This is a genomic window from Euzebya rosea (genome assembly GCF_003073135.1).
GTDB classification, from domain to species: Bacteria; Actinomycetota; Nitriliruptoria; order Euzebyales; family Euzebyaceae; genus Euzebya; species Euzebya rosea.
On sequence record NZ_PGDQ01000019.1, the window covers coordinates 1 to 23,950 of the forward strand.

The following is a 23,950-nucleotide window of genomic DNA, read 5'->3' on the forward strand; positions in this document are numbered from 1 at the left end:
CACCGAGCAGGCCCGCACCGAGCAGGCCCGCACCGACCGGTCCGACGACGCCGAGCGCCCCGTGCAGGTGCCGCCCGGCGACGATGCCTGACCCGGTGGCGGACGACACGACCATCCGCGTCGTCGGCCCCGGACACGCGGGCCAACGCTTGGACAAGGTGCTGGCCGCGCTGCTCGGCGAGTCCCGAGCCCACGTCCAGCGCCTGATCGACGCCGACCTCGTGACCGTGGACGGCGAGGCGGCGAACAAGTCCATGAAGCCCGAGGAGGGGCAGACGATCGCCGTCGGCACCCCCGCCCCCGTGGTCGTCGCACCGCCGCCCGAGGTCCCGATCCGCTGGGAGGACGACCACCTCGCGGTCGTCGCCAAACCTGCGGACCTGGTGGTGCACGCAGGAGCCGGTGTCCGCGGACCCACCCTCGTCGACGCGTTGCTCGCCCAGGGCATGGTGCTCGCGCCTGGCGAGGATCCCGAGCGACCGGGCATCGTGCACCGGCTCGACCGCGGCACGAGCGGCCTGCTGGTCGTCGCAAGGACCGCCGAGGCCATGGCCGGGCTGAAGGCCATGTTCCGAGTCCACGACGTCGACCGTGCCTACTGGGCGCTGGTCGAGGGCCTGCCCGACCCGCCCGAGGCCACCATCGATGCGCCGATCGTGCGGTCACCCCGCAACCGCACGACCTTCACCACGGGTGACGGCGGCCGTGACGCGGTGACCCACTACCGGGTCGAGACCCATCACCCCGTGACCGACACCACCGAGCTCGAGGTGACCCTCGAGACCGGACGCACGCATCAGGTGCGCGTCCACATGCGCGCGGTGGGTCGGCCGGTCGCCGGCGACATCGCCTACGCGGCCAACACCCTCCTCAGCCGACGGCTGCGCCTGGAACGCCAGGCCCTTCACGCCAAGCGGCTGTCGTTCGTCCACCCGATCACCGGCGAGGCCGTCGACGTGACCGAACCCCTGCCCGATGACCTGGAGCACGCCCGCCTCCGGGCGTCCGGGTCCAGCTGACGCACCGACCGCCCAACCCGACGGTCCGGCCGGTCAGCTGGCGGCGCCCTCCTCGACCAGCGTGTCGACAAGCGCCCGCACCAGGCCCGGGTTGCCGTCGGTGGCCCGCTGCACGGCACGGCTGACCCGGCTGCCGGGTGTCCCGAGCCCTGCGCTGGCGACCAGCTCGTCCACGTGGTGGGGCGACAACGGCGGCAGGCGCGTGACCTCCAGCCGCGGGTCCTCCAGCATCTCGTGCACGACGGTCGGCGTGGCGTCTGAAGTGCACAGCTGGGCGATGACCAGCAGCTGATCCGCCCGCACCGATTCGACGACGTCGGGCAGGGCCAGCAGTGCCGGCAACGGCAGCCGTTCGAGGTCCTCCAGCACGACGATGTGCGGGGCGGGAGGGACCACCGCCGGGGGGATCAGGTTGCGGAGCGCCGACAGCCCCCGGCCGGGCACGTCGGGATGGGCATGGCGCACCTCGACCGGGTCGTGATCACGCAGGCCGGACAGCACGACATCGACCAGCGCCGACTTGCCGATCCCCGGCGGACCGGCCACGACGAGGACACCGGCCTCGCCGTCCAGCCCGCGGAGGGCACGGGCAGTCAGGGCGTCGACCTCGCGTCGACGCCCCACGAACGGGCTCCTGGCGTGCAGCTGACCTTCTCCTCGGCGACGCACCGTCCAGCGGCGGGTGGGGGCGCCGGGCCGACGCGGCGACGACGGGGGCAGGGGGCGCGATCCCGGGATGGTGCGGTCGATAGCCTAGTGGCCTCCCGACCCGAGAGCGAGACACCGTGTCCGACCGTTCGTACGACCTCGTCCTGTGGGGCGCCACCGGGTTCACCGGCCGCCTCGTCGCCGCCCACGTCCGTGACCATGCCCCCGCCGACCTGCGGTGGGCCATCGGCGGACGTCGCCGCGATGCCCTCGAAGGGGTTGCCGGCGACCTCGGCCTGCCCGACCTGCGCGTCGTCGTCGCCGACGCCCACGACGACGCGGCCATGCGGACGCTGGCGGCCGACACCCGCGTCGTGTGCAGCACCGTCGGACCCTACGCCGTGCACGGATCGGCGCTGGTCGCCGCGTGTGCCGCGGAGGGCACCGACTACTGCGACCTCACCGGCGAGCTGCAGTGGATGCGCCGCATGATCGACGCCCACCAGTCCGAGGCGGAGGCGTCGGGGGCGCGCATCCTCCATGCATGCGGGTTCGACTCCATCCCCTTCGACCTCGGCGTCGTGTTCACCCAGCAGGTCATGGTCGACCGGCACGGGGCGCCCGCCACGGCCGTGCACGGACGGCTGAAGGCCATGCGTGGCAGCGCCAGCGGCGGGACCATCGCCAGCATGGTCAACATCCTCGGCGAGGCCGTCACCGACGCCGACACCAGGGCGCTGCTGCGCGACCCCTACGGGCTGAACCCGGCGGGGGAGCGGACGGGACCCGACGGGCTCGAGCGAATGCTGCCGCAGCGCGACGAGGACACCGGCCGCTGGTCGGGGCCGTTCCCGATGTCACCGGTCAACACGCGCGTGGTCCGTCGCACCCACGCCCTGCTCGGCCACCCCTGGGGCCGGGACTTCCGCTACGACGAGGCGATGGTGACCGGCAGCGGGCCCGTCGGGGCGCTGACGGCGGCCGGGATCGGCGTCGGCATGTCCGTGGGCGGCGTCGTCGGCGGCCTGCTGTCCGCAGCGGCGCCGACCCGCAAGCTCCTGGAGCGGGTCCTGCCCGATCCCGGTACGGGACCGTCGCCGGCCGCACAGGAGAAGGGGTTCTTCGACGTGCGCTTCGTGGCCGAGGGGCCCGCGGGTACCGACCGGACGCTGCGGACCCGTGTGCTGGGTGACCGTGACCCGGGGTACGGCGCCACGTCGCGGATGCTGGGCGAGACCGCCCTGGCGCTGGCCGCCGGCGAGGCGACGGTCGGCGGTGGCCACTGGACGCCCGGTGCGGCGCTGGGCGACAGCCTCCTGCGACGGCTCCCGGCCAACGCGGGGGTCACGTTCTCCGTCCTCGACTGAGGACCGGGACGCGCCGGCCCGGGGACCCCGGCAGACGGGGCCCCCGACCCCGGACGCTAGCCCTCGGTCGGGCCGCCCTCGACGACGGGCGCGCCCGGGACGTAGGTACCGCTGGCGGGATGGATCTCCAGCCAGGTCGTCCCGGGTGCGAGCGGCAGCTCGGTGCCGTCGGCGGCGAGGAAGCGGTACTGGTCCTCGGCCGTGGGCTTGGACCAGGTGCCCTCGAAGACCTGCCCGTCGCGGTGGATGCGGGCCGGGCCCTCGCCCAGGACGACAACCGGTTCGGCCTGGCTGCCGGTGGTCTCGACGGTCAGCACGACCACGTTGTCGGCCACGATCGGGTCGCCCTCGACGGTGCGGTCGGGCTCGCCCGAGCGGTGCGGCGTGCCGTCCTGGGAACGGACCCAGCCCTCGTCGGTCCAGGTCCAGCCGCTCAGGGTACGGAACCGGCCGTAGTCGACGGTGAACCCGTCGGTTTCCGTGCCGCCCGCAGGCGCGGTCTCGTCGAAGGCGAAGACGGGCGTGGCGCCGGGTCCCGCGGCGTCGGGGAACCGCTCCCGGATGGTCTCCAGCGGGATGAACAGGTTGTGCGGCGCCGAGCGGGTGCCCTCGCGGCGCCAGCCGGCCTGGTTGCGGTCGTTAACCACGGTGTTGGGGAACCCGCCGTCGATCGCCGGGTAGTTGGGGCCGGCGGCGCCGGAGAAGGCGAAGATCGGCTGGAACGCCCCGAACAGCTGCGGGTCGACCCGTCGGCCGCTGCGGACCGGTCCGACCTCGCCGCTGCCGTCGGAGTGGAGGATCGCCACGAGGCGCGTCAGGCCCTCGATCGGCTCGACGATGACGACGTCGGCGGCGTCCAGGCCCACCTGGGGGCGGGCGTCGATGTCGTTGTCGATCTTGACCGCCACGACCGGCAGCTCGAACAACGTCTCGTCGGTGATCGCCTCACCGGTCAGGGGCGCGACGGGGCCGGGTTCCTCCGTCGGCTCGGGTGTCGGCTTCACGGTCGGCGTCTCCGTCGGCTCGGGTGCCGTGGTGGTGACCTCGGCGACGGGGGTCCCGGTGGCCTCAACCTCGGGGTCGTCGCCACCGCAGGCGGCAAGGAGCGACACGAGCAGGAGCAGGGTCAGGAACGATCGCAGGCGCAACGGAACATCCAGGAGTCGGGGGCATGCAGGGCGGGCCAGCGGTCCTCACCCGCCGGTCGGCCTCCCATCTTGCCTCAGGACGCGCACGATTCCGCCGGGGGGGCATGCCCCTGGTGGACCGACCCCCGATCCCACCGAACGACACTCACCCGGCCGGGCGTGCCTCGACCCGTCCTGCCGTGGCCTCCTGGAGGGCGGCGGGGAACCCCTCGGCCAGCGCCAGCGGCAGCTGGACCCGCAGGCTGACGGCCGCCCCGTAGTCGGCGTCCAGCACGGTGGCGTCGTGGGCGGCCAGCACCCCCTCGATCGGGCCGGAGAGGTCGTAGGGGTGGTCCACGGCGAACACCACCACGCGTGGACGCACCACCCGTTCGGCGGCGTCGAGGACCGCACCCGCGCAGCCGCCGTAGGCGCGCACCAGGCCGCCGGTGCCGAGCTTGGTGCCCCCGTAGTAGCGGGTGACGACGACCACGACGTCGGACAGGTCCGCACCACCGATGCGGCGCAGGATCGGGGCGCCGGCCGTCCCACCCGGCTCCCCGTCGTCACTGGACCGCTCGCGTCCGTCGGCAAGCCTGAACGCCCAGCAGTGATGGGTGGCCGACGGCTCGCGTTCGCGGATCGCCGCCACGAACGCCAGCGCGGCGTCGTCGTCGCCGGCGGGTGCGGCGTCGCCGATGAACCGCGACCCCTTGATCCGGTCGATCTCGAGGGTCAGCGGCCGGCCGAGGCCGGTGATCTCGTGGCTGGACACGAGCCGAATGGTGGCACGAGTCGCTCGTCGGTCCCGGGGCGCGTCCCTGCGCCCGGTTCGAGGCCACGGCGCTGCGAACCGGCGTCAGGTGTCGTTGGCCTCCTTCTGGCGGATGAAGGCGATGAGGCCGTCGACGGTGCCGGTGCCCTCTCGCTCGACGTAGGCCGCGGCCCATTCGAACACCTGCTCGCGGGTGAACCCCGCGTCGGCCAGGCGGTCGGCGGCCTGGTTGGCCAGGAGGTGCACACCCTCCTGCTGGTCGGCGTCGGGATACGTCGCGTCGACGCCCTCGTCCGCCGGTCGTTCGGGATCGAGGTGATCGTCCATCTGGCGCTCCTGTTCGTTCGGTCGGGGATCGTGGTCGTCCCGACGGGTACCCGACCCCGGACGCCGGCAACCGACGGCCACCCGTGGGAGATCAGGACTCGTTGAGGTTGGGCCAGGCCGTGCGGTGGGTGTGGCTGAAGACCATCGACGTCTCGATGCTGTCGATGTGGGCCCACGACGTGAAGGCGTCCATCGCGAAGTCCCGCAGGTGGTCGGCGTCGCGCAGCACGACGTGCACCAGGAAGTCCCGGGCACCGGAGACGTGCCAGACCCCGACGACCTCCCGGAGGGAGACGGCGTGCTGCTGGAAGGCCTCCACGACGTCGCGGGTGTGCTTGGTCAGCCTGACCCCGACCAGGGCCTGCAGCCCCACGCCGAGGACGTGCGGGTCGACCCGCGCGTGGAATCCCTCGAAGGCGCCGCGCTCCTCCAGGTGTCGTACCCGCCCCAGGCACGTGGAGGGGGCCAGGCCGACCCGCCGGGCCAGCTCCTTGTTGGGGGTCCGTGCATCGTTCTGCAGAAGGGCCAGCAGGTCGAAGTCCGTTCGATCCAGTTCGCGCATGAGAGGACGATACCGTGAACTATTCGATGGACAGGTACCGGTATCGCACAGGATCATGGAATACATGAGCCACGTCGAACCCGATGCCGCCACGCACGTCCTCACCCGCACGGTGCACGCCGGTCGCGAGCAGCTGCGGTCCCTCGGGGTGCACACCCCGCCGCTGGACCGCAGCACCACCTACCCCCTGACCAGCCTCGACGGGGGAACCGAGTCGCTCGACCAGCTCGCCGGGGGTGCCCGCATCGCCGACAACCCCGTGTACCAGCGGCTGCACAACCCCACGGTCGCCCGGTGGGAGGACGCCATCGCCGGGCTCGAACACGCCGAGGCAGCCGTCGCCTTCTCCTCCGGCATGGCCGCGATCACCGCGACCGTCATGGCTGCGCGCCTGCGGGGCGGGGACCATGTGGTCGCCGTCCGTCCGATCTACGGGGGCACCGACCACCTGCTGGCCACCGGGTTGCTCGGCGGCAGCGTGACCTGGGCACGGCCCGACGAGGTCGCCGAGGCCATCCGACCCGACACCGGCCTCGTGCTGCTGGAGACGCCGGCCAACCCGACCCTCGCGACGGTCGACATCGCCCGTGTCGTCGCGCAGGCCGCAGGGGTCCCCGTCGCCGTGGACAACACCTTCGCCACGCCGATCCTGCAGAACCCGCTCGACCACGGCGCCGCCTACGCCATCCACTCCGCCACCAAGGCCCTCGGTGGGCACGGTGACGTGACCGGGGGAGTGGTGGCCTGCAGCGAGTCGCTCGCCCAGCCCCTGCGCCAGGTGCGAATCCTCACCGGTGCGCTGCTGGACCCGCAGGCTGCCTGGCTGCTGCACCGCGGCCTCCCGACGCTGGCGCTGCGCGTCAACGCCGCCCAGGACGGCGCCTGCACCCTGGCCCAGCGCCTTGCACTGCACCCCGACGTCATCGACGTCCGCCACCCCTCGCTGCCGGGACAGGACCCCCTCGACCTCGTGCCGAGGCAGATGGCCGGCCCCGGGCAGATGATCGCGTTCCGCGTCCGCGGTGGCTACGCGCGCGCCGCCCGCATCGTCGCTGCGGTCGACCTGATCACCCCCGCGGTCAGCCTGGGGTCGGTCGACACCCTGATCCAGCACCCGGCAGGCCTGACCCACCGCGTCGTCGACGCCGGTGCACGGGACGCCCACGGCATCGGCGATGACCTGCTGCGGCTGTCGGTCGGCATCGAGCACCCCGACGACCTGTGGCACGACCTGACCCGCGCGCTGGCCGTCTCCGCACCCGCGGATCGGCCCCTGGAGACCGCCTCCCGCTGACCCCCGACCGGGGGACGGGTTCGCCCTTGTCCGCCCCGGCCCGGACGGGTACCGTCCGAAGCGCTTCCCCCACGAACTCCATCCGTGTAATTCGCGGACCCTCGTCGCGCCGTTCGAGGGGGCACCCACCCGCGGGAAGGTCTTTGCGCACATGGGCGACTTCGCACATCTCCACGTCCACACCGAGTACTCGATGCTCGACGGCGCCAGCCGGGTCAACCAGCTGATGGAGAAGGTCGCCCAGATGGGCATGACGGCCTGCGCGATGACCGACCACGGCGTCATGTTCGGCGCCATCGACTTCCACCGGGCCGGCAGGAAGCACGGGGTCAACCCGCTCATCGGCTGCGAGCTGTACCTCGCCCCCGGGCCGCGGCACAACACCACCGAGCTGACGCTGGAGGGCAAGCGCTACTACCACCTGACGGTCATCGCGGAGAACCAGGTCGGCTACCGCAACCTGATGAAGCTGTCCTCCCGCGCCTACACCGAGGGGTACTGGTACAAGCCCCGCGTCGACCGCGAGCTGCTGGAGGAGCACAGCGAGGGCCTGATCGTCCTCTCCGGCTGCCTCGGTGGCGAGGTCAACCAGAAGCTGCTGGCCGACAAGCGCGACGACGCCCGCGACACCATGGGCTGGTACAGGGAGGTCTTCGGCGACCGCTACTTCGTGGAGCTGCAGGACCACGACATCCCCGAGCAGCACGCCACCAACGGGCACCTGATCGACCTGGCCGGCAAGCTCGACATCGGGCTGGTCGTCACCAACGACAGCCACTACACCGAGCAGGCCGACTACGACGCCCACGACGCATTGCTGTGCGTCCAGACGCAGTCACTGAAGGCCGACACCGACCGCTTCAAGTTCCACAACGACCAGTTCTACGTCAAGCCGGCCGAGCAGATGCAGTCGCTGTTCCCCGACCACCCCGAGACGTGGAAGAACACGCTGCTGATCGCCGAGCGGTGCAACGTCGAGTTCGACTTCGACACCATGCACCTGCCCAAGTTCCCGTGCCCGCCCGGGCACGACGAGAAGAGCCTGCTGCGCGAGAAGGTGCGTGTCGGTGCCGTCCGCCGCTACGGGGCCGAGGACAACTCCACCTCCTACGACGGCCTGCGCGACGAGGTCCGCCAGCGGCTGGAGTACGAGCTCGGCGTCATCGAGCAGATGGGCTTCTCCGCGTACTTCCTGATCGTCGCCGACATGATCGAGCACGCCCGCAACGTGGGCATCCGTGTCGGTCCGGGTCGTGGGTCGGCCGCAGGCTGCGCGGTGTCCTACGTCACGGGCATCACCGACCTCGACCCCATCCACCACGGCCTGCTGTTCGAACGCTTCCTCAACCCCGAGCGCATCTCCATGCCCGACATCGACATGGACTTCGACGAGCGCAGGCGCGTGGAGATGATCCGCTACACCGCCGACAAGTACGGCCAGGACCACGTCGCCCAGATCGTGACATTCCAGACCATCAAGGCGAAGCAGGCCATCAAGGACGCCACGCGGGTGCTCGGGCTGCCGTACTCCTTCGGCGACCGGCTCTGCAAGATGTTCCCGCCGGCGGTCCAGGGCAAGGAGGCGCCGCTCGACGATGCGCTGGAGCAGTCCGGCGAGCTGAAGGACGCCGCGACCAAGGACCCCGATGGCCGCAAGGTCATCGCGCTGGCCAAGGGCCTCGAGGGCCTGCGGCGACAGCATTCCATCCACGCCGCCGGTGTGGTGATCGCCGACGAGCCGATCACCGACATCGTCCCGACGCTGCAGGTCGACGGCAACGGCGAAGTCGTCACCCAGTACGACGGCCGCCAGGTCGAGGACCTCGGCCTGCTCAAGATGGACTTCCTGGGGCTGCGCAACCTCACGATCATCTCCGACGCGCTGGAGCACATCGAGGCCACGACCGGTGAGACCGTCGACATCGACCACCTGCCGCTGGACGACGAGAAGACCTACGCCCTGATCAGCTCGGGTGACACCGACGGCGTCTTCCAGCTGGAGTCCTCGGGCTACAAGGCGCTGTGCCGGCTGATGAAGCCCGACCGCTTCGAGGACATCACGGCGCTGGGTGCGCTGTACCGGCCGGGGCCCATGAGCGCCAACCTGCACACCGAGTACGCCAACCGCAAGAACGGCCTGGCGAAGGTCACCTACATCCACCCCGACGTCACCGAGATCCTCGAGGAGTCCTACGGCCTGCTGATCTACCAGGAGCAGGTGCAGAAGATCGCGCAGAAGATCGCCGGCTTCACGCTTGGCCAGGCCGACATGATCCGGAAGGCCATCGGCAAGAAGCTGAAGGACAAGATGGATGCCCTGAAGGGCGACTTCGTCGACGGCACGGTCGCCTCGGGGTACGACAAGAAGCTCGGCATCGACCTGTGGGCGCAGATCGAGGGCTTCGCCTCCTACGCGTTCAACAAGTCCCACTCGGCTGCCTACGGCATGGTGACGTACCAGACCGCGTGGCTGAAGGCCCACTACCCGGTGGAGTACATGGCTGCGCTGCTGACCAGCGTGAAGAACAACAAGGACAAGCTGCCCACCGCGCTGCACAGCTGCCGGACCATGGGCGTGGAGGTCCTCGTCCCCGACATCAACGACTCGATGATCAACTTCTCGCCGGTCATCGGAGTCGACGAGGACGGCAACAGGACCCGTCCCCGGCAGATCCGCTTCGGGATGTCGGCGGTCCGCAACGTCGGTGAGGCCGTCGTGTCGGAGATCATCAGGGCACGGACCAGCAAGGGGCTGTTCACCGACTTCCACGACTTCGTCGACAAGGTGCCGATCGGCGTGCTCAACAAGCGCACCATCGAGTCGTTGGTCAAGGCGGGCGGGTTCGAGTCGCTCGGCCACACCCGCAAGGGCCTGCAGATGGTCGTCGAGCCGATCATCGACAACGCGCTCACGATCAAGCGCAAGGAGGAGGAGGGGCAGTACGACCTCTTCGGCGGGCTCGGCGGCGGGTCCGACGACGCCGGCGACAGCGTGACCGTCGACATCCCCGAGATGGAGTACGACCGCAAGGAGAAGCTCAACGCCGAACGCGAGATGCTCGGCCTGTACGTCTCCGACCATCCGCTGTTCGGGCTCGAACGTGCCCTGTTCGAGCTGGCGTCCGCCCCGATCCCGTCGCTGCAGGAGGCCAAAGGCGGCAGCGAGGCGACGATCGCCGGCCTGCTGACGTCGGTCACCAAGAAGTTCACCAAGAAGGGCGAGACCTACGTCGTCGGCACCGTCGAGGACCTGGCCGGCGGCATCGAGGTCATGTTCTTCCCGTCGTGCTACCAGACCTACGCCGACCTGCTGGTCGAGGACGAGATCCTCGTGGTGCAGGGCCGGCTCGACGACGGCCGCGACACCATGCAGGTCATCGCCGACCGGGTGTCACGGCCCGACCTGTCGGAGGCCACCGGTGCGCCCATCCAGCTGCGGCTCGACCCACGCCAGTGCGCGCCAGAGCTGATCGGCCGCCTCAAGGGGGTCCTCGTCGAACACGCCGGGGCAGTCCCCGTGACGCTGACGGTCGCCAACGGCGGCCCTCGTGTCACCCAGCTGGCGGTGCCGGAGACCCTGGCGGTGACCCGCAGCCCCGGCCTGTTCGCCGAGCTGAAGATGCTCCTCGGGGCAGAGGCCGTCAGGTGAGTCCCGTGCCGGCACCCGTGGGTGCCGGCACGTCGAGGCGGTTGACGTCAGCGCCTGGTGTCAGGGCGTGACGTCATCGGTGGCCCAGCCGAGCTGGGAGCCGTCCACAAGCAGCACGCCATCGCACCGTTCCACCTCACGGCACACCGGCGTGACGCGGCTGCGCAGCTTCACGGTGCCGCTCAGGTGCACCCGCCCGTCCTCGACGGTGTGGCGCACGCCGTCCTCGCCGCGGTCGGCCAGGACGGCCGTGACCGCGGCGCTGATCTCCTCGTCGTCGCGAACCAGCACCCGCAACATGTCGGATCGGGTGACGATGCCGACGACCCTCGCGCCGTCCATGACGACCAGCCGGGCCACGTCGCGGGTGGCCATGAGCGTGGCGGCCTGCCGCACGCTGGTGTCGGCCTCCGTCGTGACCGCAGGCTTGCTGCAGGCCTCGCCGGCGTTGCGCGCCGACCACCGCTTCCACGCACGGTGGGCGGCCGGGCCGAGCCCCAGGCGTTCGTCGGCGACGCGATCCAGCAGGTCGCGTTCCGACAGCACGCCGATCACCTGGTTGCGGGCGTCGACGACCGGCACCCCACCGTGTCCCGCGGCGAGCAGGACGCCGGCGGCATCACGCAGCGATTCGCCCTCGGACACGACGACGAGCTCGGGGCTCATGACGTCGCGGACGGTCAGCGCAGCGCGGCTGGGGTCGGACTGGAGCGGCCGGTCGAGGTCGTAGACGTCCTCGACGAGCTCGCGTGCCAGGTGCCGCACCAGGCGGATGGCCGACGCCCGGGCGGTATCGCTGAGGTAGGTGTCCACCGCGTCCCCGATCGGGCCCAGCGGTGGCTCGTAGTACCCCACGAGGGACAGCTCGCAGCGCCCGTTGCCGAGGGTCAGCAGCTCGATGACGCCGTCGAAGGTGGGGAACAGGTGGGGGGCTGGATCAGCCCGCCAGCGCACCGGGATGCGGAGGACGTCCTCGCCCTCCACGCCCTGGTCGATGTGCACGCGGACACGCTTGTGGACGTCGACCCCGCCCCGGTTGCTGCGCAGCGTCATCAGCACGCTGCCGTCGCCGTCGGGCTGGGTGACGTCGTCACCCGCGGCCTGCTGGAGAAGCTCGGCGGTCCTCGTCATCAGCGCGTCCCGGAAACGTTTGGGTTCTCCGAAGATCTCGTGGCTCGTGGCGAGTGTGCGACGCACGGGCGATCACCTCCATGTCGGCAGGTGTCGATCGTGCACGGTTCGGGCCCGCCGGTCAGGGGCCGAAGGTCCCGCTGCCGCAGGGCCCCCCGTCGACCGCGACCCGCGACCCGCGACCCGCGACCCGCGACCCGCGACCCGCGACCCGCGACCCGCGACCCGCGACCCGCGACCCGCGACCCGCGACCCGCGACCCGAAAATCTACTCGGAGAACAACCCTCGGAGGCGGTCCTCGTCCTGGCCCACGCGGACCGGGGTGCCGCCGAGGATGCCCTCGACGAAGCGGAACGGCATCCCGATGTTCATGCCCTTGCCGTCGATGACGACCTCGCGGATCTCCTTGTCGTGGGCCGATCCACGCATCTTCAGCACCGTGAGGCCGCGCTTGATCTCGCCGTACACCTCCACGTACCGCAGCAGGATGATGGAGTCAGTCAGGGTGGAGATGTGGGACACCGTGATGGAGTCGCCACCAAGCAGGGTCGGCGTCGTCGCGGTCATGATCCCGGTGATCTGGCGCTCCTTCAGGATCGCCGTCACTCCCATCATGTACTGGCGGAACGCACGTGGGCTGGCGATGTGCTCCATCGCCGACAGGCTGTCCAGGGCCACACGGTCCGGCTCGAACTCGTCGATCTGTCGCTTCATGACCAGCAGGTGGTCCTCGAGGGACCGCACCTCCGGGTACTCACACACCACCCGGAGCTGCCCGGCCTCCTCGGCGCCCTGGAAGTCGAAGCCCCACCCGTGGGCGTTGCGGAACAGCTGCTCGCGGCTCTCCTCGTAGCCGAACAGCAGCGCGCGTTCTCCCTGCGCCACACCACCGGCCAGGAACGTCGTCGCGGTGAGGGTCTTGCCGGTGCCGGTCGCGCCGGACACCAGGATGACGGAGTCCCGCAGGACCCCCCCGCCGCACATCTCGTCCAGCACCGGATCGCCGCTCGGGACGCGTTCGGTGGTGGAGGACTCCTGGCGGGTCTGGCCCGTCACCGGGATCACGACCATGCCCTGCTCGGGGTCGATGGTGAACGGGAACTCGCCCTTGCGGTGGGTGGTGCCCCTGAACTTCAGGATCTGGATGGTTCGGCGGACCTCCTCCTGGCGGAGCACGTGGCGAAGTACGAGCACGTCGTCGGCCACGAACTGCTCGACCCCGAAGCGCGAGATGGCACCGTACTCGTCGTCACGCTCGGCGGTGACCATGCACGTGACCCCCATCCGGGAGAGCCCCTTCGCCAGGCGGTGCAGCTCGCGACGGACCGAGGAGGTGTCGTCGAACTCGGCGAAGACCGCGCCGATGGAGTCCAGCACGATGCGGGTGGCGCCCGTTCGCCGCACGGCATCCTCGATGCGGGCCATCAGCGCCGCGAAGTCGTACTCGCCGACGATCGTCGTCCCGACCGTGGTCTGCATGGACGCGTCGATGAACGTCCACTTGCCCTGCTCCGTCCAGCCGTCGATGTCCCAGCCGAAGCTGGACAGGTTGCGGGCGATGTCCACCGGTGGTTCCTCGAACGTCACGAAGACGCCCGCGGCGTCGTCCTCGGTGATCGCCGCGACCAGGTACTGGCCGGCCATCACGGTCTTCCCGGAACCCGCGGATCCCGACACCATGGTGGTGCGGCCCTTCGGCAGCCCCCCATGGGATATCTGGTCCAGCCCCGCGATGCCGGTGGTGGTCTTCTCGATGGTCATGATGGGTGTGGTCCTCTGTGTGCCTGAGGTGGCAAGGGGATGAGCAGCAGTTCGTGTGCCAGCACGTCGGCGGATCGTGGCATGCCGATGATCCGTCGACGGGGCAGGGGGGCGAGCAGGTCGTAGGTGGGCGTGGTGATCACGCCCGCGGCATCGGCCAGGGCCGGTTCGCTGGTGACGTCGATGACGGTGATCTCGGCGTCGCCCCCGAAGTGGGTGTCAGCGACGTCCCGGAGCAGGGCGACGGCTCGGGAGGCGTGGTTCGACCCGCCCACGACATAGACGTTGACTCGGAAGCGAAGTGGCACCGGACGTCACCGCTGCCCGCGGTTGTTGGCGTGCAGCCGGTAGTGCAGTGCGAGGTAGCCGACAACCTCCAGCAGCACCATCCGGCCTTCCTCCGCCAACGCCGACAACCGTTCGGGGTGCACACGGTCGCTGAGGCGGTGGAGGGCGCTGATGTGGACGTCGATGACGTCACGTGGCACGGCGTTGAGGATCCCGAACTCGCGGCCCAGGGTCTTCATCGCGGGGACCGGACGGCGTCCGTCGGCGTAGGCAAGGGCTTCCACGGTTGACTCCAGCAGCTCGACGTAGCGGTCCACCAGCAGGCCGTACACCTCGGGCAGGGCCGTCTTCAGGCGCTGGTCACCGAGCATCTCCAGCGTGATCGGCGTCGCCGACGCCAGGATGTCGTCGCCGATCTCCGGCTCGCCGATCTCCGCGTACTCCAGGGACACCGACAGGGCCCGTGCCACCGCGTGGTTGCGATGCCGCTGGCGGACGATGGCCGCCTCCACCCGAGGGGGCAGCCCCTCGATGTCGGACTTGAGCACGAAGTCCTGTGCTCCGGCCTCGATGGCCTGCGGCCCGATCGCAGGGTCCTCGTTGCCGGTCAGCACGACGACCGGGATCTGGGGTGCCTGCGCCAGCAGCTGTGCGAGCGTCTCGAAGCCCTCCGAGTCGGGCAACCCGAGGTCCAGCAGCACGACGTCGACGCCCTCGAGTCCGACGAGCGCCTTCGCGACGCTCCTGACGTGCTGGACGTCGAACGTCGGGAACTGGGCGGTCACGAAGGCGGCGTCGTCGGCTTCGTCCTCGACGAGGAGCATCTTCATCCAGTCTTGCTCCTTGGATCGACGGGGCGAACGGGCCGAGCTCGCCCTTGAATGTGGTTCATGGCGAAACTCGGCCCAGAAGGATACCGCACCGGTTGTGCACGTACCGTAGGTGATGCTGAGCTCACCGTAGCAGCGCCGTCGGGTCGACGAACCGAAGGCCAAGGCGGATCAGCGCCAGGCCCAGGGCCTGCCGCAGTCCACCTGCCAACGTGGTGGACAGGGATCGAGCGGTGCCGGCCCGACGGGCCGGCCGACGACTCGGGGGGTGCTGGCGGCGCAGCGCAGCGGCACGCGAGAGCTCCTCGCGGTGCAGCCGGGCCATCTCGCCGTGGATGTGGGGCAGCATGACTGAACAGACCTTTCGAGCAACGTGGGTCCTCGTGGACCCGGGAAGCACGCCACCGCGGGATGCGGCGGCCCGAGCCGTCGAGCGGCTCGTCTACAACGACGAGGCGTGGCCCGCCCACGGAGCTGGGGCGGGGGTCGTTGGAGCTGGAGGGGAGGGTGGGCGGCCTAGGCCGCGGCGCGACAGCCCGGACGGTTCGTCTGCGATCCGGCCTGATCGGTCGGTGCCGTGGTGACCACGGCCGTATCGAGCGACATCGAGGTGTCGAGGTGGGTGATACGCATTACGGGCTGCCTCCTTTCCGGTGCTCGGGGTTCGTGTAGCCGGCTGACATTGCCACGACGGTGACGGCGCTGTCAACGACCTTCCGCCAGAAAGTTCCTGCGGTCGCCTGCTGGGCCGTCCGGGGTAGGCTCCCGACGCCCCCTCCAGGAGACGAAGTGACGACAGCCCCGACCGACCCACCGCCCGACGCTGCCGCCGGCGTTGCGGGCACGGAAGTGTGGGTTCAGGCAGCGGACGCGGCCCGATCCGCGGCATTGCGAGACGCCATGCCGGAGGCGTACCGCGTGACCCACTTCACCGCGCATGACCTGCAGGAACGCCTGGCTGACGGGCAACGCCCGACCGCGCTGCTCGTCGACGGGGAGGAGCTCGACGCACGGGCGTTCGTGGTCCACGCACCCGCGACGGCGGTGCTGGTCGTTGGCGCCTCCGACCCTGCCGCTGGCCTCGGCGATCCGGCGACCGACGCCGTGCCAGCAGGGGTCCCGGTTGCCGAGGTGGTCGCACGGCTCCAGCGGGTCGTGCAGGCTCGGCAGCTGCGACGGGAGCTGACGCGCACCACCGAGGTGCTGACCCACACGAGCCATCAGCTGGAGCGGTTCGTGTACACGGCATCCCATGACCTCAAGGAGCCGTTGCGGGCGATAACGGGGTTCTCCAAGCTGCTGGTCACCCGCCATGCCGACCAGCTGGAGGACCAGGCCCGCACGTACCTCGACTTCGTCACCGACGGCGCGGAGCGCCTCGGGCGGATGATCGGGTCCCTCACGACGTTCTCGGTGCTCTCCCGCCACCAGGTCACGACGACCGAGGTCTCCCTCGACGCCGTCGTAGCTGACGTGCTCGAGCGGTTGGAGACCGACGGGACCGAGGTCACCGTCACCGACCTGCCCGCTGTCCGCACGGACAAGACCCTGGTCAGCGAGGTCGCTCGGGTCCTGATCGACAACGCAGTGCGGTACCGCACCGACGACCCCGGCCACCGCGTCACGGTCACGGCGACGGTGGGCCCCGAATCGTGGACGCTGGCCGTCGCCGACACCGGCATCGGCGTGGCCCCGTCCGACCAGGACCGCATCTTCGACATGTTCTCGAGGCTGCACACCCGCGAGGCCTACGACGGTCAGGGGATCGGGCTGGCGGTCGCCCGCATGGCCGCTGGTCGGCTCGGTGGTCGCATCCAGGTCGAGTCGCGCCCGGGGGAGGGATCGACCTTCACGGTCACCGTTCCCATCGTGTGAGACCGGTCCCGGACCGCAGCTGGGGTCAGCCGAAGTCGCAGGCGGCCAGGTGGTCGTTGACCATGCCCATGGACTGCATGAAGGCGTAGGCGGTCGTCGGGCCGACGAACCGGAAGCCGGCCCGTTTCAGGGCCTTGGACAGGGCCGTGGACTCCTCCGTCGTCGCGGGGATGTCGTCCCTCCGGGCGGGTCGGGGTCCGCGGCGGTCCGGCGCGAACGCCCACACGAAGGTGTCGAGGCTGCCGTGGCTGTCCTGGATCGCAAGGGTCGCCCGGGCGTTGGCGATCGTCGCCTCCACCTTGCCCCGATGGCGGATGATCCCCGGATCGTCGAGCAGTCGCGCGACGTCCTCGTCGTCGTACCCGGCAACAGCCGCAGGCTCGAAGCCGTCGAACACCTCGCGGAACCGTGGCCGCTTGCGCAGGATCGTCAGCCACGACAGGCCGGACTGGAAGCCCTCCAGGCACAGCTTCTCGAACAGGCGGATGTCGTCGTGGACCGTCCGGCCCCACTCGGTGTCGTGGTAGGCGACGTAGTCGGGGTGGGTTCCCGGCCACCAGCACCGCGCGGTCCCGCCCTCGTCGACGATGACGTCGTCCCGCGCCTCGTCGCCCATCGTGTCAGTTCAGCTGGGCGCCGCCGGGGCCGGCTGGGCGGAAGGACCCGACCATGCCGAGGTGGCGGATGATGCCGGTCTCGCGCCGGATGATGCGGGCGGTGGCGTCCATGCGCTCGGCATGGGTCGGCAGCTCCAGCAGCTGCTGCTGCACGGGCACCTCGACCTGCAGGGCGCTGCAGGCCATCCACGACAGCTCGCACGGGTCGACCGGCAGCCGGTCGGTGTACTCGCGCGGCACGCCCAGCCCCAGCAGGTACGGCACCAGGACGTCCCGAAGGTTCTCCGCGGCGATCCGGTCACGGGTCGCCGCGCGGTCCTCGGGCAGCACCTCGACGTCGGCCCGCAGGTAGGCACGGTCGTTGAGGGGCTGCACCAGCCGGAAGCGCTCCGACCCCTTGGTGATGATGTCGAACCGCCCGTCGGGCCGCTCGGCCACCGTGCGGATCTCCGTGACCGTGCCGACCTGGTGCAGCACCGAGTCGGCGGGCACGTTGTTGCCGTCGGCGTCGGTGTACCAGTCGCTGCCGACCTCCCGACCGGAGCGGATCGCGACCACGCCGAAGCGCCGGTCACCGTCCAGGCAGTCGCGCAGCATCGCCAGGTAGCGGGGTTCGAAGAGGTGCAACGGCAGCGGACGGCCCGGAAACAGCACCAGATGGAGCGGGAAGATCGGGAGGTCCACGAAGCGCCAGACTAATGGGCTTGCAACGATCCTGCTCCGCGTTGGGCAGCCCGTGCCCGCGCCTCTACCCTTGGCGAGGTGAAGCCCGAGGCCCCCTCCCTGCAACGCATCGACCTTCGCGGCGACCGCCGCCACCCCGGTGCCGACCTGCCGCGCCCACCTGCCGACACCATGCGGAAGGCCCGGGAGACCGTGGCCGAGGTGCTGGCGGACGTGCATGCCCGCGGGGACCGCGCGGTCGCCGAGTACACCGCACGCTTCGACGGCTGGGACGGCACCGAGTGGGAGGTGCCGCGGGCCGAGCTCGACGCGGCGCTCGCCGGCATCGACCCCTCGCTTCGTACGGCGCTGGAGACCGCTCGCGAACAGGTCCAGTGGTTCCACGAACAGGCCAGGCCCCGCGACTGGGCCGGCGTGCACGCCGGTGCGGAGATGGGGGTGCGTCACGCCCCGCTCAAGCGGGTCGGTGTCTACGTGCCCGGCGGACGGGCGGCGTATCCCTCCACCGTGCTGATGACCGTCGTGCCCGCACGCGTTGCCGGTGTCGACGAGGTCGTCGTCGCCACACCGCCAGGTCCCGACGGCCGCCCGAACCAGACCATCCTGGCTGCCGCCGCGCTGGTCGGTGCCGACCGGGTCCTCCGGATCGGTGGTGCGCAGGCCGTTGCGGCCCTGGCGTACGGCACCGAGCAGGTGCGACGCGTCGACAAGGTCGTCGGACCGGGCAACGCCTTCGTCGCCGAGGCCAAGCTGCAGGTCGCCGCGCAGGGGCTGGTCGGCATCGACGCCATGGCCGGGGTGACGGAGGTCATGCTGATCGCCGACGACTCCGCTGACCCACGGCTGGTCGCCACCAGCCTCATCGCCCAGGCCGAGCACGACCCGCTGGTGACCTCCATCCTCGTGACGCCGTCGGTCGAGCTCGCCGATGCCGTCGTGCCCCTCGTGGCGGAGGAGGTCGACGGGCTCGCCTCCCGTGACCGGCTGCTCGAGGCGCTGTCCGGGCAGGGGGCCATCGTCCTCGTCGACGACCTCGACCACGCCGTCGCCGTCGCCGACGACTTCGCCCCCGAACACCTGGAGATCCAGACCCGCGACGCCCGCGGTGTGGCCGACCGGGTGCGTGCGGCCGGCACCATCTTCGTGGGTGTGCAGACGCCGACGGCCCTCGGTGACTACTGCGCCGGTCCGAACCACACGCTGCCCACCGGCGGGACCGCACGGTTCACCGGGGGGCTGCGCACCGACGACTTCATGGTGCCGATCAACTGGGTCGAGTTCTCCGACGACGCCCTGACCCACATGGCTCCTGTCGTGCGGGCGCTCGGTGCCGCCGAGGGACTGCCGGCCCATGTCCGGTCCGTCGACGCCCGGCTCGCCGCCATGGAGCGGGCCCGCGACGCCGCCGCCACGGTGCCCTCCTCGCGATGACCGACCGACCTGCCCGTCGCCCCGCCGTCCGGGACGACCTCGCTGACCTGTCGCCGTACGGGGCTCCCCAGCTGGACGTGCCCGTCCGGCTCAACACCAACGAGACGCCGTGGGCCCCGCCTCCGGCGTTCACCGCGGCGCTGGCCGAACGGATCGCCGCAGGCCTGGACCTGCACCGCTACCCCGACCGTGACGCCGTGGCCCTGCGCACGGCCCTGGCGGGCCGCGAGGACCTGTCGCCCGACCGCGTCTGGGCGGCCAACGGGTCCAACGAGGTCCTCGTGCAGCTGTTCGGCGCCTACGCCGGCGCTGGCCGCACCCTGCTGCTGTTCCAGCCCGGCTACTCCGCCCACCCGCTGCTGGCCCGCGTCACCGGGACCACGGTGGTCACCGAGGACCTCGACGAGGACTTCCGGCTGACCCCCGAGGCGGCCCGCGCGGCCGTGGCGGCCCACCAGCCGGCCATCGTCTGCGTGGCGTCACCCAACAACCCGACCGGCATCCCGGTGGACCCCGACGCCGTCCGCGCGCTGCACGACGGCTTCGACGGCCTGGTCGTGCTGGACGAGGCCTACGTGGAGCTGGCCCCCGACCCGGGGGAGGGCCGGGCGCTGCTGGACGAGCTGGACCGGCTCGTCGTCGTCCGCACCTTCTCCAAGGCCTGGCGGATGGCCGGGCTGCGGCTGGGCTACCTGCTGGCCCACGACTGGGTCGTCCAGGACCTGCTGAAGGTCCGGCTGCCCTACCACCTGGACGCCATCACCCAGGCCGCCGGCTGCCTCGCGGTGGAGATGGCCGACGACGTCACCGCCCACATCGCCGACCTCGTCGCCGAACGCGACCGACTGCTGGTGGCGCTGGACGGCATCGACGGCGTGACCGTGTGGCCGTCGGCCGGCAACTTCCTGCTGCTCCGTGTCGACCGTGCGCGTGACGTCTTCGAGTCGATGCTCGCCGACGGGGTGCTCATCCGCGACTTCTCGACGCTTCCCCGACTCGAGGGCTGCCTTCGCGTGACGGTCGGCACCCCCGAGGAGAACGACCGCTTCCTCTCTGCCCTCAAGGAGTCCCTGCGATGACCCGCATCGGCCGCGTCGAACGCACCACCAAGGAGACCACCATCATCGTCGAGGTCGACCTCGACGGCGGCGGCAAGGTCGAGGTGTCCACCGGCGTGCCCTTCTTCGACCACATGCTGGACCAGCTCGGCCGCCACGGCCGGCTGGACCTGACCGTCCGCGCGGACGGGGACACCGAGATCGACGACCACCACACCGTCGAGGACGTCGGCATCGCGCTGGGCCAGGCGCTCGCCGAGGCATGGGGTGACCGGGCCGGCGTCGAGCGCTTCGGCGACGCGACCGTCCCGATCGACGAATGCCTGACCCGCACCGCCGTCGACCTCGCCGGCCGGCCGTACCTCGTCTGGGACGCCCCCGTCCCGCTGGAGGTCATCGGCACCTTCGAGACGTCGTTGGTCAAGCACTTCTTCGAGGCGGTCATCGCCAACTCGCGCATGACCCTGCACGTGAAGCTCCTGGAGCCCGGCAACACCCACCACGTCTTCGAGTCGGTCTTCAAGTCCTTCGCCGTGGCGCTGCGACGTGCCGTCGCGGTCACCGCGCCCGGCGCTGCCGTGCCGTCCACCAAGGGCGTGCTGCAGTAGTGGGCACGACCGCGGCCGTCCTCGACTACGACGCCGGCAACCTGCGGTCGGCGGAGAAGTCGCTGCAGCGCGTCGGCTTCGAGACCGTGGTGACCGCCGACGCCGACCGTGCCGCCGAGGCCGACCTGGTCGTCGTGCCCGGCGTGGGCCACTTCGGCCAGTGCGTCCGTCGGTTCGACGACGCCGGGTTCGCGCCGCTGATCCGCCAGCGCGTCGCCGCCGAGCAGCCGGTCCTGGGCATCTGCGTCGGCATGCAGATCATGTACGAGGGCTCCGACGAGGACCCCAGGGTCCCCGGCTTCGGCTTCCTGCCCGGCTGGGTGCGACGCATCCCGTCGACGACCCCGGACGGCAGGACGCTCGCCGTCCCGCACATGGGCTGGAACGTGCTGCGCGCGCGGCGCGACGACCCCCTGCTGGCCGGGATCGGCGGCGAGCGGGTCTACTTCGTGCACTCCTACTACGCCGACCCCAGCGACCACGACCACGTCATCGCCGAGTCCACCTACGGCGTGCCGCTCCCCGCCATCGCCCGCGAGGGCAGCGTCGTCGTCACCCAGTTCCACCCCGAGAAGTCCGCCGACGTCGGCCGGCAGCTGCTGGCCAACCTCCACGACGAGGTCTCGGCCCGATCCACGAAGGTCCGTTCCTGATGCCCCTCACCCTCTTCCCGGCCGTTGACATCAAGGACGGCCGAGCCGTCCGCCTCACCCAGGGCAAGGCCGACGCCGAGACCGTCTACGACGCCGACCCGGTCGCGGCCGCCCAGCGCTTCGCCGACGAGGGAGCCGAGTGGCTGCACGTCGTCGACCTCGACGCCGCCTTCACCGGCGAACCACGCAACCGCCACCTCGTGGCCGACATCGTCGAGGCCACCGGCGTACCCGTGCAGGCATCCGGTGGGGTCCGGACGCTCGCGGACCTCGACGCGGCGATCGGTTTCGGCGCCTCCCGTGTGGTCATCGGCACGATGGCGCTGGAGCAGCCCGACTTCGTCAGGGCCGCCCTGGACGCCCACGGCGACAAGGTCGCCGTCGGGCTCGACGCCGACGGGACCACGCTGAAGGCCCGGGGCTGGGTCACCGAGGGCGGCGACCTCTTCGAGGCCCTGGCGATGTTCACCGAGATGGGTGTCGCCCGCTTCGTCTTCACCGACATCGGACGTGACGGCATGCTGTCCGGCCCGAACGTCGAGCGGTTGACGCAGGTCGCCGAGGCCACCACGGCCCGGGTGACCGCGTCCGGCGGGGTGTCGTCGCTGGAGGACCTCCGGGTGCTCAGCAGCGCGCACGAACGGGTCGACGCCGCCATCGTCGGCAAGGCCCTGTACGCCGACCGGTTCACCCTCGCCGAGGCGCTGGAGCTGACGCGGGCGTGACCGCCGTGCCGACCGGTCCCGCCGACGGCCTGGCCGCGCGGGTCATCCCCTGCCTGGACGTCGACGGCGGGCGGGTCGTCAAGGGCGTGCAGTTCGTCGACATCCGCGACGCCGGGGACCCGGTCGAGCTGGCGCGGGTCTACGACGCCGAGGGCGCCGACGAGCTGGTGTTCCTCGACATCACCGCGTCCTCGGACCAGCGGGAGACCATCTACGACGTGGTCGCCGTCACCGCCGAGCAGGTCTTCATCCCCCTCACCGTGGGGGGAGGGGTGCGGTCGGTCGCCGACGCCCGCCGGCTGCTGCAGGCGGGGGCCGACAAGACCGCCGTCAACTCCGCAGCGGTGGCCGACCCGACGGTGCTGTCGGCCATCGCCGACGCCTTCGGCAGCCAGTGTGTGGTCGCCGCCATCGACGCCAAGCGACGTGATCCGGCCGACGCATCGGCCGGATGGGAGGTCTTCGTCCATGGTGGACGCACCGCCACCGGCATCGACGCGGTCGAGTGGGCCGCCGAGTGCGGACGGCGGGGGGCCGGGGAGATCCTGCTGACGTCGATGGACCGGGACGGCTCGAAGATCGGCTTCGACACCGAGCTGCTGCGAGCCGTCGACGACGCCGTCGGCATCCCGGTGATCGCCAGCGGGGGAGCAGGGACCATCGACCACATGGTGGAGGGCATCACCGAGGGCCGCGCGTCGGCGGTGCTCGCCGCCTCCATCTTCCACTTCGGGGAGCTCTCCATCGGCGAGGTCAAGGCCGGCATGGCCGCCGCCGGCGTGCCCGTGCGTCGTTAGGTCGCCGGGGCGGCCGGGATCGCGGCTGCCACCAGCTCGAGCAACGTGGCGGTGATCGCCTCCGGCCGGTTCAGCAGGTCCAGGTGCTTGCCGGCCTCGACGGCGACCGGCCAGCCGCGTTCCGCGGCGGCGGCCAGGTCGGCGCCGTAGGGGTCACTGAGCAGCAGGTAGGCGCACGGCGTGTGGGTCCAGCCCTTCGGCACCGGCACGGCCTCGGCGAAGTAGGACAGTGGCAGCTGCGGCAGCTCGGCCGCCGCTGCCGATCGCACCTCCGGGTCCTGCACCAAGTCGGACATGACGTCGTCGCCGAACCAGTCCGACCACCGCGGCAACCGGCCGTCGACCGACAGCCCGAGCAGGTGGTCGAAGAACGCCGGGGGCACCAGGTCGGCCGTGCCCGACGCCGGGGGGACGCCTGCATCGACGAACACCAAGGCCGCCGGGGTGGGGGAGATGCGCTTGGCGATCATCGGCAGCAACGGTCCGGCACCGCTGTGCCCCACCACGACATGGGCACCGGTCCCTTCGCAGGCCCCTGCGGCAGCCGCCTCGACGACCTGCTGCCATCGGCCCCGGGTGGCCACCGCCACGAGGGACGGCACGGCCACGTCGTGGCCCAGCTCGCGGAGTCGAGTCGCGACCAGGGACCAGGTCACCGGTCCGACCAGCGGGGAGTGCACGAGGGTGAAGCGCATGGGGTCGAGATATTACGTCTCCTCCATG

24 protein-coding genes are annotated in these 23,950 nt (G+C 71.2%); 11 read left to right on the forward strand and 13 right to left on the reverse strand.

Features of this window, described 5'->3' with window-relative positions; genetic code table 11:
* Positions 1-83 precede the first annotated feature (83 nt).
* Positions 84-1,019 carry an RluA family pseudouridine synthase gene (locus tag CUC05_RS20895; protein ID WP_108668081.1) on the forward strand — a complete coding sequence of 312 codons (936 nt, stop codon included), beginning with the start codon at positions 84-86 and terminating at the stop codon, positions 1,017-1,019.
* Between the two features lie 33 nt (positions 1,020-1,052).
* Here CUC05_RS20895 and CUC05_RS20900 read toward each other — a convergent pair whose 3' ends face one another.
* Entirely contained in the window at positions 1,053-1,643 is a 591-nt protein-coding gene (locus CUC05_RS20900; protein WP_157965843.1) for an ATP-binding protein, read from the reverse strand.
* A gap of 161 nt (positions 1,644-1,804) precedes the next feature.
* On the opposite strand from CUC05_RS20900, the gene CUC05_RS20905 reads away from it, so the two are divergent.
* Positions 1,805-3,034: a saccharopine dehydrogenase family protein gene (locus CUC05_RS20905; RefSeq protein WP_108668083.1), complete on the forward strand. Its 1,230-nt coding sequence runs from the start codon at positions 1,805-1,807 to the stop codon at positions 3,032-3,034.
* A 56-nt stretch (positions 3,035-3,090) separates the two neighbouring features.
* On the opposite strand, the gene CUC05_RS20910 is transcribed toward CUC05_RS20905, so the two are convergent.
* From CUC05_RS20910 to CUC05_RS20925, 4 genes are all read right to left on the reverse strand, one after another.
* The gene (locus CUC05_RS20910; protein WP_157965844.1) at positions 3,091-4,182 is read right to left on the reverse strand and encodes a DUF3048 domain-containing protein; all 1,092 of its coding nucleotides are present in this window, start codon (positions 4,180-4,182) and stop codon (positions 3,091-3,093) included.
* 145 nt (positions 4,183-4,327) lie between these two features.
* Positions 4,328-4,936 carry an IMPACT family protein gene (locus CUC05_RS20915; RefSeq protein ID WP_157965845.1) on the reverse strand — a complete coding sequence of 203 codons (609 nt, stop codon included), beginning with the start codon at positions 4,934-4,936 and terminating at the stop codon, positions 4,328-4,330.
* An 84-nt stretch (positions 4,937-5,020) separates the two neighbouring features.
* Positions 5,021-5,263: a hypothetical protein gene (locus tag CUC05_RS20920; protein ID WP_108668086.1), complete on the reverse strand. Its 243-nt coding sequence runs from the start codon at positions 5,261-5,263 to the stop codon at positions 5,021-5,023.
* Positions 5,264-5,354: 91 nt separating this feature from the next.
* Positions 5,355-5,825: an Lrp/AsnC family transcriptional regulator gene (locus tag CUC05_RS20925; RefSeq protein WP_108668087.1), complete on the reverse strand. Its 471-nt coding sequence runs from the start codon at positions 5,823-5,825 to the stop codon at positions 5,355-5,357.
* 64 nt (positions 5,826-5,889) lie between these two features.
* Here CUC05_RS20925 and CUC05_RS20930 point away from each other — a divergent pair, with 64 nt between their 5' ends.
* A complete protein-coding gene (locus CUC05_RS20930; RefSeq protein ID WP_108668088.1) occupies positions 5,890-7,119 on the forward strand; it encodes a trans-sulfuration enzyme family protein in 1,230 nt (409 codons plus the stop codon).
* Positions 7,120-7,270: 151 nt separating this feature from the next.
* Positions 7,271-10,768 carry a DNA polymerase III subunit alpha gene (gene dnaE / locus CUC05_RS20935; RefSeq protein ID WP_108668089.1) on the forward strand — a complete coding sequence of 1,166 codons (3,498 nt, stop codon included), beginning with the start codon at positions 7,271-7,273 and terminating at the stop codon, positions 10,766-10,768.
* 60 nt (positions 10,769-10,828) lie between these two features.
* Here the strand turns inward: dnaE and CUC05_RS20940 are convergent, their stop codons facing one another.
* The 5 genes from CUC05_RS20940 to CUC05_RS20965 form a co-directional block, all read right to left on the reverse strand.
* A complete protein-coding gene (locus CUC05_RS20940) occupies positions 10,829-11,965 on the reverse strand; it encodes a CBS domain-containing protein (protein WP_157965846.1) in 1,137 nt (378 codons plus the stop codon).
* A gap of 202 nt (positions 11,966-12,167) precedes the next feature.
* Positions 12,168-13,661 (reverse strand): circadian clock protein KaiC, encoded by a 1,494-nt coding sequence (kaiC, locus tag CUC05_RS20950; RefSeq protein ID WP_108668091.1) that lies wholly within the window; start codon positions 13,659-13,661, stop codon positions 12,168-12,170.
* Positions 13,658-13,969 carry a circadian clock KaiB family protein gene (locus CUC05_RS20955; protein ID WP_108668092.1) on the reverse strand — a complete coding sequence of 104 codons (312 nt, stop codon included), beginning with the start codon at positions 13,967-13,969 and terminating at the stop codon, positions 13,658-13,660. The genes kaiC and CUC05_RS20955 overlap by 4 nt, the downstream gene beginning before the upstream one ends.
* 6 nt (positions 13,970-13,975) lie before the next feature.
* On the reverse strand, positions 13,976-14,779 hold the full coding sequence (locus tag CUC05_RS20960; protein WP_108668093.1) for a response regulator: 804 nt from the start codon (positions 14,777-14,779) through the stop codon (positions 13,976-13,978).
* Positions 14,780-14,903: 124 nt separating this feature from the next.
* The gene (locus CUC05_RS20965) at positions 14,904-15,128 is read right to left on the reverse strand and encodes a hypothetical protein (RefSeq protein WP_108668094.1); all 225 of its coding nucleotides are present in this window, start codon (positions 15,126-15,128) and stop codon (positions 14,904-14,906) included.
* Between the two features lie 569 nt (positions 15,129-15,697).
* On the opposite strand from CUC05_RS20965, the gene CUC05_RS20970 reads away from it, so the two are divergent.
* The gene (locus tag CUC05_RS20970; RefSeq protein WP_170128078.1) at positions 15,698-16,654 is read left to right on the forward strand and encodes a sensor histidine kinase; all 957 of its coding nucleotides are present in this window, start codon (positions 15,698-15,700) and stop codon (positions 16,652-16,654) included.
* A 25-nt stretch (positions 16,655-16,679) separates the two neighbouring features.
* Here CUC05_RS20970 and CUC05_RS20975 read toward each other — a convergent pair whose 3' ends face one another.
* Together CUC05_RS20975 and CUC05_RS20980 are read right to left on the reverse strand one after the other, a co-directional pair.
* Entirely contained in the window at positions 16,680-17,270 is a 591-nt protein-coding gene (locus CUC05_RS20975; protein ID WP_108668096.1) for a DNA-3-methyladenine glycosylase I, read from the reverse strand.
* 4 nt (positions 17,271-17,274) lie between these two features.
* Entirely contained in the window at positions 17,275-17,955 is a 681-nt protein-coding gene (locus tag CUC05_RS20980) for an LON peptidase substrate-binding domain-containing protein (protein WP_157965847.1), read from the reverse strand.
* Between the two features lie 78 nt (positions 17,956-18,033).
* On the opposite strand from CUC05_RS20980, the gene hisD reads away from it, so the two are divergent.
* From hisD to hisF, 6 genes are read left to right on the forward strand one after another with little or no spacing between them, the layout of a single operon-like run.
* On the forward strand, positions 18,034-19,386 hold the full coding sequence (gene hisD, locus CUC05_RS20985; RefSeq protein ID WP_205712468.1) for a histidinol dehydrogenase: 1,353 nt from the start codon (positions 18,034-18,036) through the stop codon (positions 19,384-19,386).
* Positions 19,383-20,465 (forward strand): histidinol-phosphate transaminase, encoded by a 1,083-nt coding sequence (gene hisC, locus CUC05_RS20990; protein ID WP_108668099.1) that lies wholly within the window; start codon positions 19,383-19,385, stop codon positions 20,463-20,465. The genes hisD and hisC overlap by 4 nt, the downstream gene beginning before the upstream one ends.
* Positions 20,462-21,052 carry an imidazoleglycerol-phosphate dehydratase HisB gene (gene hisB / locus CUC05_RS20995; RefSeq protein ID WP_108668100.1) on the forward strand — a complete coding sequence of 197 codons (591 nt, stop codon included), beginning with the start codon at positions 20,462-20,464 and terminating at the stop codon, positions 21,050-21,052. Before hisC ends, hisB begins: the two co-directional genes overlap by 4 nt.
* Entirely contained in the window at positions 21,052-21,705 is a 654-nt protein-coding gene (gene hisH / locus CUC05_RS21000; protein ID WP_108668101.1) for an imidazole glycerol phosphate synthase subunit HisH, read from the forward strand. The genes hisB and hisH overlap by 1 nt, the downstream gene beginning before the upstream one ends.
* Positions 21,705-22,430 (forward strand): 1-(5-phosphoribosyl)-5-[(5-phosphoribosylamino)methylideneamino]imidazole-4-carboxamide isomerase, encoded by a 726-nt coding sequence (gene hisA, locus CUC05_RS21005; protein ID WP_108668102.1) that lies wholly within the window; start codon positions 21,705-21,707, stop codon positions 22,428-22,430. Before hisH ends, hisA begins: the two co-directional genes overlap by 1 nt.
* Positions 22,431-22,459: 29 nt before the next feature.
* Positions 22,460-23,227: an imidazole glycerol phosphate synthase subunit HisF gene (gene hisF, locus CUC05_RS21010; RefSeq protein ID WP_108668155.1), complete on the forward strand. Its 768-nt coding sequence runs from the start codon at positions 22,460-22,462 to the stop codon at positions 23,225-23,227.
* Here hisF and CUC05_RS21015 read toward each other — a convergent pair.
* Positions 23,224-23,922 (reverse strand): alpha/beta fold hydrolase, encoded by a 699-nt coding sequence (locus CUC05_RS21015; protein ID WP_108668103.1) that lies wholly within the window; start codon positions 23,920-23,922, stop codon positions 23,224-23,226. The genes hisF and CUC05_RS21015 overlap by 4 nt on opposite strands.
* Positions 23,923-23,950 lie beyond the last annotated feature (28 nt).

Coding starts and splice junctions, on each gene's coding strand:
- CUC05_RS20895 (WP_108668081.1), top strand. CDS start 84: ATGCCTGACCCGGTGGCGGACGACACGACCATCCGCGTCGTCGGCCCC.
- CUC05_RS20920 (WP_108668086.1), bottom strand. CDS start 5,263: ATGGACGATCACCTCGATCCCGAACGACCGGCGGACGAGGGCGTCGAC.
- CUC05_RS20925 (WP_108668087.1), bottom strand. CDS start 5,825: ATGCGCGAACTGGATCGAACGGACTTCGACCTGCTGGCCCTTCTGCAG.
- CUC05_RS20930 (WP_108668088.1), top strand. CDS start 5,890: ATGAGCCACGTCGAACCCGATGCCGCCACGCACGTCCTCACCCGCACG.
- dnaE (WP_108668089.1), top strand. CDS start 7,271: ATGGGCGACTTCGCACATCTCCACGTCCACACCGAGTACTCGATGCTC.
- kaiC (WP_108668091.1), bottom strand. CDS start 13,661: ATGACCATCGAGAAGACCACCACCGGCATCGCGGGGCTGGACCAGATA.
- CUC05_RS20960 (WP_108668093.1), bottom strand. CDS start 14,779: ATGAAGATGCTCCTCGTCGAGGACGAAGCCGACGACGCCGCCTTCGTG.
- CUC05_RS20965 (WP_108668094.1), bottom strand. CDS start 15,128: ATGCTGCCCCACATCCACGGCGAGATGGCCCGGCTGCACCGCGAGGAG.
- CUC05_RS20975 (WP_108668096.1), bottom strand. CDS start 17,270: ATGGGCGACGAGGCGCGGGACGACGTCATCGTCGACGAGGGCGGGACC.
- hisC (WP_108668099.1), top strand. CDS start 19,383: ATGACCGACCGACCTGCCCGTCGCCCCGCCGTCCGGGACGACCTCGCT.
- hisB (WP_108668100.1), top strand. CDS start 20,462: ATGACCCGCATCGGCCGCGTCGAACGCACCACCAAGGAGACCACCATC.
- hisA (WP_108668102.1), top strand. CDS start 21,705: ATGCCCCTCACCCTCTTCCCGGCCGTTGACATCAAGGACGGCCGAGCC.
- CUC05_RS21015 (WP_108668103.1), bottom strand. CDS start 23,922: ATGCGCTTCACCCTCGTGCACTCCCCGCTGGTCGGACCGGTGACCTGG.